The sequence below is a fragment of the Nocardioides sp. genome (genome assembly GCF_047607365.1).
In the GTDB taxonomy this organism is placed as follows: Bacteria; Actinomycetota; Actinomycetes; order Propionibacteriales; family Nocardioidaceae; genus Nocardioides.
In genome coordinates, this window is the sequence record NZ_JASGDD010000240.1 from 1 (window position 1) to 13,863 (window position 13,863).

Below are 13,863 nucleotides of genomic sequence, written 5' to 3' on the forward strand. Positions count from 1 at the left end.
ACGGCGGGGCCGTCGTCCACGGCGGCCGCGCCGACCACCCGGCCGCCGCGCAGCGTCCAGACGGAGTACGGCGGCGCGCCGGTCACGCCGCGCACGACGGTGTCGTGGGTGGCGTCCGCGGCGCGCATCTCGCCGACCGCCTCGACGTGGAGCCCGTAGCGGTCGGTCCAGAACCACGGCGCCCCGTCGACCGTCGCGGGCGGGTCGACACCCAGGATCGCCGCCGCGGCGCGCTGCCCGTCGTGCTGGGCCGCCTCCCAGTGCTCGGCGCGGGCGTGGTCCCGGAGCCGGGCGCAGTCGCCGATCGCCAGGACGGCTGGCCGGGACGTGGTCCGGGTGCGGTCGACGAGGATGCCGCGGTCGACCTCGATCCCCGCCTGCTCGGCCAGCGCGACGCGAGGGCTCATCCCCACCCCGATCACGGCGACGTCGAACGCGCGCGAGTCGGGCTCGCCGCTCAGCTGCGCCGCGAGGCCGGCGGACGTCTCCTGCAGGGCCTGGACCGTGCCCACGATCGTCTCCACGCCGTAGGCTCGATGCCGCGCGTGCAGCCACGTCGCCAGCTCGGGACCGACCGCACCGGCGAGCGGCGTCGGCACCGGGTCGACCAGGGTCACGCTCGCGCCGAGGCCGTTCAGGGTGGAGGCGGTCTCGGCGCCGATCAGCCCGGCCCCCACGACCAGGACCCGCGCCCCCTCGCCGGCATGCCCGAGGGCCTCGCGGAGCCGGTCGGCGTCGGCGACGTCGCGCACCACGTGGACGCGGGCCGAGTCCGCGCCCGGGATCGGGGGACGGATCGCGTCGCCCCCGAGCGCCAGCACGATCCGGTCCGCGGCGAGGGTCCGGCCGTCCGCCAGGTCGACCTCCGGGCTCTCCGCCCGCAGGGCCGTCACCGTCGCCCGCTGCCAGTCGATCCCCTGCTCCGCCAGCCCCGCGGACGTCGCCAGCGCGATCCCCTCGAGGCTCACCGAGCCGGCGAGGTAGTCCTTGCTGAGCGGAGGCCGGTCGTAGGGGAACGGCGCCGGGTCGAGGATCACCAGCCCGCCGGCGTACCCGTGGGCGCGGAGGGCCTGCGCGCACGCCAGCCCGCCGACGCCCCCGCCGACGATCACCACCCGCTCGACGCCGGCCCTCCTGCCCACCACGCGGACAACCGTCTCACCGATCGTCGGCATTTCGGGAACACCGGCGTGACTTATTACCCTGGGCGCTACGAATCCCTGGAGGAGTTGAAGTGGTGCGCCCGATCCGTGTTGCCGTCGTCGGCGGTGGTCCCGCCGGCATCTATGCCGCCGACATCCTGACCCGCGAGCACCCCGAGGCGTCGGTCGACGTCATCGAGCGCCTCCCCGCGCCCTACGGCCTGGTCCGCTACGGCGTGGCACCGGACCACCCGCGGATCAAGGAGATCATCAAGGCGCTGCGCCGGGTGCTCGACAACGATCGCATCCGCTTCTTCGGCAACGTCGACTTCGGCACCGACCTCAAGCTCGACGACCTCAAGCGGTTCTACGACGCGGTGATCTTCTCCACCGGCGCGATGGCCGACCGCGCGCTGGACATCCCCGGCGCCGAGCTCGAGGGCAACTACGGCGCGGCCGACTTCGTGTCGTGGTACGCCGGCCACCCCGACGTACCCCGGGACTGGCCGCTCACCGCAACCTCCGTCGCCGTCCTCGGCGCCGGCAACGTCGGCCTCGACGTCGCCCGCATGCTGGCCAAGCCCGCCGACGAGCAGCTCACCACCGAGATCGCGGAGAACGTCTACCGGGGCCTCAAGGCCAACCAGGCCACCGAGGTCCACGTGTTCGCCCGCCGCGGCCCGGCGCACATCAAGTTCTCCCCGATGGAGCTCCGCGAGCTCTCCCACTCCCCCTCGGTCGACGTGGTCGTCGAGGAGGAGGGCTTCCAGATCGACGACGCCGGCCAGGAGGAGATCGGCAGGCACAAGGCCACCCGCCTCGTCGTCGACACCCTGCTGAAGTACCTCGAGGCCGAGCCCACCGGAGCGCCCCACAAGATCGTCATCCACATGATGCAGAACCCCGTCGAGCTGCTCGGCGAGGACGGCCGCGTGGTGGCCATCAGGACCGAGCGCACGGAGTACGACGGCAGCGGCAACGTCCACGGCACCGGCGAGTTCGTCGACACGCCGGTCCAGGCCGTCTACCGCGCGATCGGCTACCTCTCGTCCCCGCTCGCCGACGTCCCGTTCGACGAGTCCGCCGGCGTCATCCCCAACGACGGCGGCCGCGTGCTGTCCGAGCCCGCCGACCAGGGCGGCGAGCAGATCCCCGGCGTCTACGTCACCGGCTGGATCAAGCGCGGACCGGTCGGCCTCATCGGGCACACCAAGTCCGACGCGAAGGAGACGGTCGACCACCTCCTGACGGACCTCGAGGCCGGTCGCGTGTCGGCGCCCGAGCTCGGCGACCCGGCCGCGTTCGTGGAGCACCTCACCGCCCGTGGCGTCGAGTTCACCACCGAGGAGGGCTGGGGACTGCTCGAGGCCCACGAGATCGCCCTCGGCGGCGCCGAGGGCCGCGAGCGGATCAAGGTCGTCCCCCGCGACGAGATGATCCGCATCTCCCGCGCCTAGGGCATGTCTCCTTACTCGGGCGAAGCGCATTCCGTGGTGTCCGCGCCCGGTCCGGCGAGGCGGAGGTGCGAGAGCGCAGCGTGCTGCGCCGAGCGCCTCCAACGAAGCCGGTCGGGATGCGGCGCCGCGGAGGCGCCGGCCGAGTAAGGAGACATGCCCTAGCCCCGCGCAGGTGAGCGGGCGGTCCGACGCAGCGCCACGGTAAGGGCCTGTCCGGGATTTACGTGGGGTGTTGCGCGGTGTCGTGGTGTGTGCTGGCCAAGGCGGAGGGCCGAAGGCGGCCGCCAGGTGCGTCGAGTGCCCGACAACGCTGCCAGTGCGTGCCACGGCGCCGCGAAACTCCACGTAAATTCCGGACAGGCCCTCACGATCGCGGTGTAGATTCCGCCGCCATGGCGGGCACCAGCAGCCTGGAGAGAGCGGTCGCCGTCGTCACCGGGGCGGCCAGCGGGATCGGTCGCGCCGTCGTGACCGACCTCGTCCAGCTGGGCGCCAGGGTGGTCGGGGTGGACCTCGACGTCACCGGCCTCGAGACGACGGCCGCCGCGCTGTCCGACCCGGACCTCTTCGTGCCGCTCGTCGCCGACGTGGCCGAGGAGTCGACCGCGGCACTGGCCGTCCGGACGGCCGAGGAGAGGTTCGGACGGCTGACCGTCGTGGTCAACAACGCGGCCGTCTCCCTGCCCGGCGACGTCGACCACACCTCGCTGGCGGCCTTCGATCTCTCGTACGCCGTCAACGTGCGCGCTCCCTTCCAGCTCATCAAGCACGCCCTGCCCGCGCTGCGGCGCGCGGGCGGGGGATCGATCGTCAACGTCGGATCGATCAACTCGATGACCGCCGAGCGCCAACTTCTCGCCTACTGCACCACCAAGGGCGCCCTGCTGATGCTGACCAAGTCGGTGGCGGTCGACCACGCGATCGACAACGTCCGCTGCAACATCGTGTGCCCCGGCTACGTCGACACCCCGATCAACCGCGCCCACGCCGAGCGTCTCGGCGGCGCCGACGTCGTACGCCGTACGCTCGCCGACCGCCAGCCACTCGCCCGCGACGGCCGCGCCGCCGAGATCTCCGCAGTCGTCACCTTCCTCGCCGGCAGCGAGAGCAGCTTCATCACGGGCGCCGAGGTCACGGTCGACGGCGGTCTCACGGCGGGGCTGTGAGACCGCCGTGACCGGGGGTGCGAGGACCGGTCGCACGACGTGGCGACGGCTCGTCGAGGAGCTGGGCGACGTCGTCGTCAGCCATGCCCTCGCCCACCCCGACGCCGTGGTGGAGCGGGTGGCCATCCACGCCGACCACCACGTCGGGGGCGACGACGAGCGCGCGGGTCAGGCACTCTGCCTCGCCATCGGGATGAGCGCCGAGCAGGCCATGGCGAGCCACGCCGACCGACGGACGGGCGTCGCGGTGAAGGCCGCCGCGGCCGGCCCGTTGCAGGCGATCGCCATGCGCGAGGGCACCACCCTGATCGCCGTCGATCCCGCCGCCGACTGGATCGAGGTCGTCGGCCGGGTGAGCGGCCTGCTCACCGGATCGCCGACCGCACCGGGAGGCTCGGACGCGTACGCCGTCGCGGCAGCCGCCGCCGACATCGTCGGCGGTCCGGTGACCATCGAGGACCTGGAGGGGCGGGTGCTCGCCTACGCGGGGGACCACCAGCTCGCCGACGAGGCCCGGATCGCCTCGATCCTCGGTCGCAGGGTCCCCGACCAGGTGACCGAGAGCCTCCGGGCGGCCGGGGTGATGCGGTTGATCAGCTCCGCCGAGCAGGCGATCGCGCTTCCCCCGGTGGACGGCCTCGCACGCCGGGCCGTGGCGCCGATCCGCGCGGGCGGCAACCTGGTCGGCGCGGCATGGGCCATCGTGCCGGGGCCGCCCGACGAGGCCACCCTCCGGGCCTATGCGGCCTGCGTCCGGCTGGCCGCGGGCACCCTCACCTCCGTCGGCCGCGCGCCGACGATCCGCTCGGCCATCGAGAACGACGCGCTGGCCGCGCTCCTCTACGGCGGTGCCGGCGCCCCGGCGGCCGCGCGCCGGCTCCGCATGGAGGAGGCGCTGGTCGAGGTCGGCATCGTCACCGTCGAGGCCGACGACCTCAGCACGGCGGTGGACACCCGCAACCGCCTCCTGGCCCGGCTCGTCGCGGTCGGCGACCGCTATCTCGGGCGACTCTTCGTGACCGAGTTCAACGGCACGATCTATCTCCTCGGCTCGCCCTCGGAGGGCGGCACCGCACCGATGGGCGCCTGGCTCTCGCCGCTGCTCACCAGCCCAGGCCCCGTGCGGCTCTACGCCGGCATCGGCCGCCCCTGCCCGTCCGGCGAGGTACCGCGCGGACGGCAGGAGGCCGAGCTGGCGCTCGCCGTCGCCACCGCGGACGGCGGCGGCGTACGCCGCTACGCCGAGGTCTGGACCCGCTCCTTCCTCCAGCGTCTCCAGGGACTGCCGATGGCGGCCGAGCTCGCCGCCTCCGGGGCGGTCCCGGCCCTGGCGCGCCACGACCAAGCGAACCACACCGACCTCGTGGGCACCCTCGAGGCGCACTACCGCGCCGGCGCGGACGTCCGGGCCGCGGCCGAGAGCCTGCACGTCCACCCGAACACGTTCCGGCAGCGGATGCGCCGGATCCACGAGCTCACCGGCCTCGACCCGAGCGCCCCCACCGACATCGACACGCTCGCCATCACGGTCGTTCAGCTCGCCTTGTTACGCCGCGACCCCTGAGGCCGCGTCGGAGTGTCCGAGCGGACGGCCCGCGTCGCCGAGATGTGTCCGACCGGACACGGCACGGGGCGCCTGCCCGCGCCTACCGTCCCGCCATGACGAACACCGCGAGGGGCCGACTGGACGGCCGCGTCTGCCTGGTCACCGGGGCGGGCAACGGCATCGGCAGGGCGACGGCGCTCGCGATGGCCGCCGAGGGCGGCCACGTCCTGGCGCTCGACGTCGACGCCGAGGCGGCCAAGGCGACCGCCGAGCTCGACCACGCGATCCGGCCGTTCGTGGCCGACGTCAGCCGGCGGGACCAGCTGGCGGAGGCCGTGGCCGGACTGGTCGCCGAGCACGGTCGCGTCGACGTACTCGTCAACAACGCCGCCGTGAACCTGCCCGGCCTCTTCCACGAGGCCTCGCAGGCCGACATCGCGCGGACCGTCGAGGTCAACATCCTCGGCGCGGTGCACGCCTCGCAGCTCGTCGTTCCGCACATGCTCGCCCGGGGATCCGGCGCGATCGTCACCATCTCCAGCGTCAACGCGATGGTGGCCGAGCCGTTCCTGTCGATCTACGCGATGTCCAAGGCGGCACTCGTGATGCTCACCCGCGGGATGGCACTGGACTATGCCGGCGCCGGTCTCCGGGCCAACGTGATCTGCCCCGGGTGGGTGGACACGCCGTTCAACCACGCCCACGCGAGGCTCCTCGGCGGCCTCGACGCGGTCTACGACTCGATCGAGTCCTTCCAACCCATCGGACGGCCGGGAAGGCCAGAGGAGATCGCCAGCGTCGCCGTCTTCCTCGCCAGCGACGAGGCGTCGCTCATGACCGGCTCCGTCGTCGTCGCCGACGGCGGCATGACGGTCCAGTGACCTGACCCGAGATCACCGCGCGAGACCAAGGAGTCCACCATGTCCGCACCCACCACCCCGTCCGCCGACAGGCCGGTCACGACCGGGCCCACCCTGCGCGACGGCTCCGTCAGCCTCGCCGAGGTGCTCTTCCAGTCCGTGGCGTTCATGGCGCCCGGCATCGGGATCGCCTTCGCGATCGGCATCGGCGTCCCCCTCGCCGGCACCGCGCTGCCGCTGTCGCTGCTGGTCGCGCTGATCGCCTGCACCCTGACCGCGCTCGCGATCGGCCAGCTCGCCGCTCGCCTGCCCAGCGCGGGAGGCCTCTACACCTACGCCGCCCGGGCGATCGGGCGGCGCACCGGCTTCACCGTCGGCTGGTACTACGTCGCGTTCGCCATCCTGCTGCCGCCGTTCTTCGCGCTCCAGGAGGGCTGGTTCGTCGACTCGTTCCTCACCGAGCGAGGCATCGCCTCGCCGGGTCCCACGCCCTTCGTGATCCTCTACCTCGCGGTGATCTTCGGGCTGACCTTCTTCGACGTGAAGCTCTCCGTCCGCACCGCCATGACGCTGGGCGCCCTGGAGATCGTCGTCTGCCTGGCGCTCGGGCTCACGCTGGTGCTCACGGGCGACAACTCCCTCGCGCCGTTCCAGCCCTCGCATGCCGAGAACGGCTGGTCCGGCATCGCCCAGGGCGCGGTCTTCGCGATCCTCGCCTTCATCGGCTTCGAGGCGGCGTCGTCCTTCGGCGAGGAGGCCCGCAACCCGCGGAGGGCCGTGCCCATCGCGGTCGTGGCGGCCTCCGCGGGCGTCGGGCTCTACTACCTCTTCCTCACCTACGCCTGGAACATCGGCGCCGGACTGGACATCGTCGGGTTCCACGAGCGCACCGCGGGGAACGACTGGCCGGTCTTCGCCCAGGAGAAGTGGGGCGACGTCGGGGGCTGGATCGTCTTCCTGGCCCTGCTGAACTCGATCATCGCGGCGGGCGCCGCGGCCATGAACAGCTGCGCGCGGGTGCTCTTCGCCATGGGCCGCGCCGGCACGCTGCCCAAGGCACTGGGCGCCGTGCACCCGAAGTACCACACGCCGTACGTCGCCGTGGTCGCCTCCCTCGTCGCCGCGGCGCTGATCTCCCTCGTCACGGGGCTGAAGTTCGGGGCGGCAACCGGCTACGCGATCGTCGGGACGACGTTCACGATCCTCGCGATCCTCGTCTACATGATCCTCTGCGTCGCCTGCATCGTCTGGTTCCAGCGGCACCCCGCGGAGCGGCGCTGGTGGCTGCACATCCTGGTGCCGGCGCTCGGCTTCGTCGCCTTCCTCGCACCCCTCTACGCCCAGGCGTTCGACCTCGACGCGCTCTTCTCGGGCTCCGCGGTCTTCAGGTGGGCGGTGGTCGCGCCGTTCGGCTGGGCGGTGTGGGGGGCCGTGGCGTGGATCGTGATCGGCCTCGGCCTCGCCCTGCTGCCGAGTCGGCTGCCGGAGCTGGGGGCGTACGACGGGGTCGAGCAGCCGACGACGTGACCCTCCTGCCCCGGAAGCACTCCGCCCACGGGACGTTCCGGCCCCTCCGGCCCGGCGAAGAGGGCCGGAGAGTCCCGTTCGGACTGTGAAAGGCTAGGCTCATGCTGATCGCGTTCGGGACGTTCACCGTGGCGGCGGTGCTGATCGTGCTGCTGCCGGGGCCGGACACGCTGGTCGTCGTCCGGGGGATGGTGCGGGGCGGGCGCCGGGGTGCGGGGCTCACGGCGCTGGGCGTGCTGGCCGGGCTGTGCTGCTGGGTCGCCGCCGCGGCGCTCGGGCTGGCGGCACTGCTGAAGGCGAGCGAGACGGGCTACGAGGCGCTGAAGATCGCGGGGGCGGCGTACCTCGTCTGGATCGGCGTGCAGTCGCTGCGCTCGATCCGTCGACCGGCGGAGGAGGTCGCGCTCCACGGTGACGGTCCGACCGCGCCGGCGGCGGTGGAGCTGCGCGGGCGCTCGGGCTTCCTCGGCGGGCTGCTCACCGACATCCTCAACCCGAAGGTCGGCGTCTTCTTCGTCAGCTTCCTGCCCGGCTTCGTGCCCGACGGCGCATCGGTGGGGCTGACCAGCATCGCGTTCGGCGCGATCTTCGTGGTGCTGACCGCGCTCTACTTCGTCGCGCTCATCGCGGTCTCGGCCACGATCACGACCTGGATGCAGACGCCGCGGATCCGCCGCCGCCTCGACGCGCTGACCGGGCTGGTGCTGGTCGGGTTCGGCGTCCGGCTGGCCACCGAGAGCTGAGCGCGGAGCCGAGGGGTGAGCATCGAGACGCCCGAGGCGCCGCCGCACAGCCTGCTCGACGACGTGCTCGGGCTGACGATCGGCGTCTACCTCTGCTCGCTGGGCCTCTTCCTCATCCACCTGGCCGGCGCGGTCACGGGCGGGACGGCGGGGCTGGCGCTGGTGATCGCCTACGCCACCGGCTGGGGGTTCTCCTGGGTGTTCGCGCTGATCAACCTGCCCTTCACGGTGCTCGCGCTCTTCCAGAAGGGCGTGGGGTTCGCGGCCCGCTCGGCGCTCTGCGTCGTCGCGGTCTCGCTCGCGACCACCTGGCAGTCCCGGGTGCTCGACCTCGATCACGTCAGCCGCCCGTACGGCGTCCTGGCCGGTGCCATCCTCACCGGCATGGGCGTCCTGGCCCTGGTGCGGCACAACTCCTCGATCGGCGGCTTCAGCATCGTCGCCGTGATCCTCCAGGAGAGGGCCGGGATGCGCGCCGGCTACGTGATGATGTCGCTCGACGCCCTGGTGCTGCTCGCCGCGTTCCTCGTCCGCGACCCGGTGATCGTGCTGTGGTCGGCCCTGGGCGCGGTGATGCTCAACCTGGTGCTCGCGTTCAACCACCGGCCCGGGCGCTACATGGGAATGTAGGCGGGAAGGCGATCAGAGCGCGGCGGCGAGGTGCTTGGTCAGCTCGTCGGCGTCGGCACGGGCGCCGTCGATGTAGGTCGACCGGCGTCGGCGCAGCGCCGGCAACCCGGTCACGTAGAGCCCCGGGGCCGGCGTGACGCCGCCATCGTGGCGCAGGGCGCCCTTCGCGTCGAAGACGTCGAGGTCGACATAGCCGTGGTCCGGCTTGATCCCGGTCGCCCAGACCACCGAGCGGATCTCGCCCGAGTCCAGCCGCAGCGAGAGCAGCGGCGCGGGCACGCGGGTCGGCTCGGGCCGCTCGCCGCCCGCCTCGAGGCCGGCGGCCGCGTCGATCGAGGCCAGCAGCCGGTTGAGCTTGAGGTCGGCGAGCGCGGCGACGTTGGCCAGGGAGCCGGAGAAGAGCGCCTCGCCGTCGCGGATGGCGGCGAGCCTGCCCACCAGCCGCACGCCCAGCGCCTGCAGGGCGTTGAGGTCGAGGTCGGCGGTGCCGCCGGCCAGCTGGAAGGAGGGCAGCCGGCGTACCCGCGTGATGTCGTCGACCTCGTCCCAGCGCTCGTCGAGGATGCCCGCCTCGTCGATCCAGGAGAAGAGGTCGCGGCCGCGATAGCGCCGCGGAGCGCGCACGTGCTCGCCGACCGCGAGCGTGACCTCGCGTCCCGACGCGGCCAGCTCGGCGGCGATCTGGACACCACTGGCGGCGGCGCCGACGACCAGGGCGCCGCCGCCAGGGAGCTGGGAGGGGTTGCGGTAGTCGATCGCGTGCAGCGACACGACCCCGTCCGGGAGAGCGTCGGCGAGGGCGGGCGCGACGCCCCGCACCGAGCCCGAGGCCAGGACGACCGACCGCGCCGACCACGGCCCCCGGTCGGTCTCGACGGTGAACCCGTCACCGGACCGCGCCACCCGGCGTACGACGGTCTCGGGCTGGACCGGTGCCCGCGACTCGGTCGCGTAGCGGACCAGCAGCGCGGCGACCTCGGCCGCCTCCATGAACCCGTCGGGGTCCGGCCCGGCGTAGTCGGCGCCCGGCAGGCGGGTCATCCAGTTGGGCGTGAGCAGGCGCAGGGAGTCCCAGCGCTGCGTCGCCCACGAGTGCGCCACCTGACCGCGCTCGAGGACGACGTGGTCGATCCCCTGCGCGGTCAGGTGACGGCTGGTCGCGAGCCCGCTGTGCCCGGCGCCCACCACGACGGTGGTGGCGGAGCGGGCGCGCGTCATCGGCGGGTCACGCGACCGAGACGGTGACCGCGGTCGGGTTGGTGAGCGCGTCGAAGACCGCCGAGCGCTTCTGCGACTGGGCGACGAGCGCCTGGATGTCCTCGGGGCTGGCGTCGGCGTCGATCGCGTAGGTCACCCGGATCTCGTTGAAGCCGTTGCGGACGTCGGGGTCCCCGCCGAGGATGCCGCGGATGTCGTGGTCGCCCTCGATGCTCGCGGTCACGGAGTTGAGCTGGATGCCCCGCTGCTGGGCGACGGCGGCGACACCGGCCGTCAGGCAGCCGCCGAGCGCGGTCAGCAGGGTCTCCACGGGGGTCGGGCCGTTGTTCTCCGCGGCGAACTGCGGCGGGTGGTCGCCCGAGGTCGTGAACGAGCGGTCGGCCTCCTGCTCGGCGCCGAGGCCGAAGAAGCCGGTGACGGTGCTCTCGGAGTGGGTGCCCCTGATCCAGGTGTTGGTGGCGCGCCAGGTGAACTGGGCGGCCTCGGGCGCGTCCTGCAGCGCGGCGCGAGCGCCGAGCAGTGCCTCGACGTTGACGCCGTTGTCGACGGGCGTGGCGGTGGTGGTCATCGAGATCTCCTCGTGTGCGGATGGATGGGAGCGGTGGGAGCGGTTCTGACGTTAGTCATGTGACTAACTCGACTAAAGGTCTGTCCACGCCCTGAGACCGCCGAGATCCCGGCGTGCTCAACGGGGCTCATCGGGGCTCATCGGGCGCCCTTGCGCGAGCTGATCACCCCGGTGTCGAACCCGGCGAGGTGCAGGCCGCCGTGGAACCGGGCGTGCTCGATCTTGAGGCAGCGGTTCTGCACGACACCGAGGCCGGCGGCACGAGCGGTCTCGGCCGCCGACTCGTTGACCAGCCCGAGCTGGAACCACACCGTCCGCCCCTCGGTGGGGGCGTCGAGGGCGATGACCTCGTCGACGACGCCCGGCAGGTCCTCGGCCCGCCGGAAGACGTCGACGATGTCCGGGACCTCCGGCAGGTCGGCCAGCGACGCATGGATCGTGTGCCCGAGGACGGTCTGCCCGGCGGCGCGCGGGTTGACGAAGGAGAGCCGGTAGTCGGTGTCCTGCACGAGGTAGGTCGCCACGTAGTAGCTCGACCGCGCCGTGGTGGGCGAGAAGCCGACGATGGCGATGGAGTGCGCGGCGCGGAGGATGCGCAGCCGCTCCCGGGCGCTCTCCCCGGCGCTCATCGCTGCGCCTCCAGCGCCCGGTCGAGGTCGTAGAGGATGTCGTCGACGTCCTCGATGCCCACGCTGATCCGCACCAGGCCGGCGGAGACGCCGGCCTCCTCGAGGCGCGACTCGCTGAGCTGCCGGTGGGTGGTGGAGGCCGGGTGGATGACGAGCGTCTTGGCGTCGCCGATGTTGGCGAGGTGGCTGGCCAGCTCGACCGACTCGATGAAGGCCTCGCCCGCCGCGCGTCCGCCGCGGATGCCGAAGGAGAAGACACTCCCCGGGCCCAGCGGCAGATAGCGCGCGGCCCGCTCGTGATGCGGATGGCCGGGCAGCCCGGCCCAGTTGACGAACTCGATCCGCTCGTCGGCGGCGAGCCACTCGGCCACCACGCGGGCGTTCTCGACGTGGCGCTGCATCCGCAGTGGCAGCGTCTCGACGCCGAGCGCGAGCTGCCAGGCCGACTGCGGGCTCAGGGTGGCGCCGACGTTGCGCAGGTGCTCGGCGCGGAGCCGGGTGAGGAAGGCGTACTCCCCGAAGTTGCCCCACCACGACAGCCCTCCGTAGTGCTCCACCGGCTCGTGGAAGAGCGGGAACCGCTCGGCGCCGTAGGCGAAGCGCCCGGACTCCACGACCACGCCGCCCAGCGTCGTGCCGTGCCCACCCAGGAACTTCGTCGCGGAGTGGACGACGATGTCGGCGCCCCACTCGACGGGGCGGTTGAGGTACGGCGTGGGGATGGTGGAGTCGACCACCAGCGGCACGCCGTGCGCGTGGGCGACGTCCGCGAGCCCCTCGAGGTCGGCGATCTCGCCCGACGGGTTGGCGACCGTCTCGGCGAAGAGCAGCTTGGTCGTCGGGCGGATCGCGGCGGCGTACGCGTCGGGATCGGTGGAGGCGACGAACGTCGTCTCGACGCCGAAGCGCCGCAGGGTGACGTCGAGCTGGGTCACCGAGCCGCCGTAGAGCTGGGCCGAGGCGACGATGTGGTCCCCCGCGCCGGCGAGCGAGGCGAAGGTGACGAACTCGGCACCGAGGCCGCTCGCGGTGGCGACGGCGCCGATGCCGCCCTCGAGCGAGGCGATCCGCTCCTCGAAGGAGGCGACGGTCGGGTTGCCGACGCGGGTGTAGATGTTGCCGTACTTCTGCAGGGCGAAGCGGGCGGCCGCGTCGGCGGTGTCGTCGAAGACGAAGGCCGCCGACTGGTAGATCGGCAGCGCCCGCGCGCCGCTCACGGCGTCGGGGATGTTGCCCGCGTGGATGGCGCGGGTGCTGAAGCCGTAGACGTGGTCGGCGGTGTCGGTCACGGAGTCACTCCTGGCTCAGGAAGGTGCGGACGAGGTCGAGGTAGCCCGGCGGGTCGAGCAGGAACGAGTCGTGACCCCACGGCGAGGGCACCTCGTGCCGGTCGACCTCGGCGCCGGCGGCACGCAGGTTCCGCTCGATCAGCTCGGAGTGGGCGGTGCCGAAGCGCCAGTCGGAGTCGAAGGAGATCAGCCGGAACCGCGTGCCGGCGGCGCGGGCGGCGAAGCCGGGGTCCGCGAACGGCTCGAAGTAGTCGAGCAGCCGGGTCAGGTAGAGGTACGACAGCGGGTCGAAGCGGTCGACGAACACCTCGCCCTGGTGGTCGAGGTAGCTCTCCACCTCGAAGTCGGTCTCCAGCGTCTCCTCCTTGCCGGGCTCTCCGGGCGCTCCCCGTCGCGCCCGGCCGAACTTCGCCTCCAGGCCGGCGTCGGAGACGTAGGTGATGTGCGCGAGCATCCGCGCCAGGGCCAGGCCACCGGCCGGGTCCTGCCGGATGGCCCGCCGTGCCACGTGGGAGAGGGCGATGTTCTGCGGGGTCAGGCGGGCGCTCGCGGCGACGAGGACGGCGCGCCCGAGCTGCCCGGGGGCGTCGGCCGCCCACTGCAGCAGCTGCATCCCGCCCAGCGAGCCGCCGACGCCGGCGAAGAGCCGCTCGATGCCGAGGTGGGCCAGCAGCGCACGGTGGACGGCCACGAGGTCCGCGACGGAGATCAGGGGGAAGTCCAGACCGTAGGGCTCGCCGGTCGCGGGGTCGACCGAGGACGGGCCGGTCGTCCCCCGGCAGCCGCCGAGCAGGTTGGGGCAGACGACGAAGAAGCGGTCGGTGTCGACCGGCCCGCCGGGCCCCACCATGGACGCCCACCACTCGTGGGCGAGGGCGTCCCCGGTGAGCGCGTGCGCGACGAACACCGCGTTGTCCCGGGCGGGCGAGAGCTCGCCGTACGTCGCGAAGGCGACCTCGACCGGGCCGAGCGTCGCGCCGCTCGCGAGCACGAGAGGATCGCGCTCGGTGAACAGCGTCGCGTGCCGCACGGCGGTCATGCTCCCGATACAACCATGTGTCGATCGATCTGCTCGACCATGTCACCTG

Annotated in this window: 13 protein-coding genes; 7 read left to right on the top strand and 6 right to left on the bottom strand. The window is 72.9% G+C overall.

All coding sequences use genetic code 11. The features are described from left to right. On the bottom strand, positions 1-1,145 hold a 1,145-nt coding region (locus QM572_RS18775; protein ID WP_415095503.1), incomplete at its 3' end, for an NAD(P)/FAD-dependent oxidoreductase. 89 nt (positions 1,146-1,234) lie between these two features. Between QM572_RS18775 and QM572_RS18780 the strand changes: the two genes are divergently transcribed. From QM572_RS18780 to QM572_RS18810, 7 genes are all read left to right on the top strand, one after another. Beyond that, positions 1,235-2,599 (top strand): FAD-dependent oxidoreductase, encoded by a 1,365-nt coding sequence (locus QM572_RS18780; RefSeq protein WP_415095504.1) that lies wholly within the window; start codon positions 1,235-1,237, stop codon positions 2,597-2,599. Between the two features lie 392 nt (positions 2,600-2,991). Continuing rightward, a complete protein-coding gene (locus QM572_RS18785; RefSeq protein WP_415095505.1) occupies positions 2,992-3,765 on the top strand; it encodes an SDR family NAD(P)-dependent oxidoreductase in 774 nt (257 codons plus the stop codon). A 7-nt stretch (positions 3,766-3,772) separates the two neighbouring features. Next, on the top strand, positions 3,773-5,329 hold the full coding sequence (locus QM572_RS18790) for a PucR family transcriptional regulator (RefSeq protein ID WP_415095506.1): 1,557 nt from the start codon (positions 3,773-3,775) through the stop codon (positions 5,327-5,329). A gap of 95 nt (positions 5,330-5,424) precedes the next feature. Next, positions 5,425-6,192 carry an SDR family NAD(P)-dependent oxidoreductase gene (locus tag QM572_RS18795; RefSeq protein ID WP_415095507.1) on the top strand — a complete coding sequence of 256 codons (768 nt, stop codon included), beginning with the start codon at positions 5,425-5,427 and terminating at the stop codon, positions 6,190-6,192. Positions 6,193-6,231: 39 nt separating this feature from the next. Next, a complete protein-coding gene (locus QM572_RS18800) occupies positions 6,232-7,698 on the top strand; it encodes an APC family permease (RefSeq protein ID WP_415095508.1) in 1,467 nt (488 codons plus the stop codon). A 101-nt stretch (positions 7,699-7,799) separates the two neighbouring features. Next, positions 7,800-8,441, top strand: a complete 642-nt coding sequence (locus tag QM572_RS18805; RefSeq protein WP_415095509.1) for a LysE family translocator — start codon at positions 7,800-7,802, stop codon at positions 8,439-8,441. A 15-nt stretch (positions 8,442-8,456) separates the two neighbouring features. Then, entirely contained in the window at positions 8,457-9,071 is a 615-nt protein-coding gene (locus QM572_RS18810) for a YitT family protein (protein WP_415095510.1), read from the top strand. A 12-nt stretch (positions 9,072-9,083) separates the two neighbouring features. On the opposite strand, the gene QM572_RS18815 is transcribed toward QM572_RS18810, so the two are convergent. From QM572_RS18815 to metX, 5 genes are all read right to left on the bottom strand, one after another. Then, positions 9,084-10,289, bottom strand: coding sequence for an NAD(P)-binding domain-containing protein (locus tag QM572_RS18815; RefSeq protein ID WP_415095511.1), 1,206 nt, complete (start codon positions 10,287-10,289; stop codon positions 9,084-9,086). A 7-nt stretch (positions 10,290-10,296) separates the two neighbouring features. Next, positions 10,297-10,857, bottom strand: a complete 561-nt coding sequence (locus tag QM572_RS18820) for an OsmC family protein (RefSeq protein ID WP_415095512.1) — start codon at positions 10,855-10,857, stop codon at positions 10,297-10,299. A gap of 137 nt (positions 10,858-10,994) precedes the next feature. Beyond that, positions 10,995-11,486: a CoA-binding protein gene (locus QM572_RS18825; protein ID WP_415095513.1), complete on the bottom strand. Its 492-nt coding sequence runs from the start codon at positions 11,484-11,486 to the stop codon at positions 10,995-10,997. Then, positions 11,483-12,775, bottom strand: a complete 1,293-nt coding sequence (locus tag QM572_RS18830) for an O-acetylhomoserine aminocarboxypropyltransferase/cysteine synthase family protein (RefSeq protein WP_415095514.1) — start codon at positions 12,773-12,775, stop codon at positions 11,483-11,485. The genes QM572_RS18825 and QM572_RS18830 overlap by 4 nt, the downstream gene beginning before the upstream one ends. Before the next feature lie 4 nt (positions 12,776-12,779). Continuing rightward, positions 12,780-13,814: a homoserine O-acetyltransferase MetX gene (gene metX / locus QM572_RS18835; protein WP_415095515.1), complete on the bottom strand. Its 1,035-nt coding sequence runs from the start codon at positions 13,812-13,814 to the stop codon at positions 12,780-12,782. Positions 13,815-13,863: the final 49 nt, after the last annotated feature.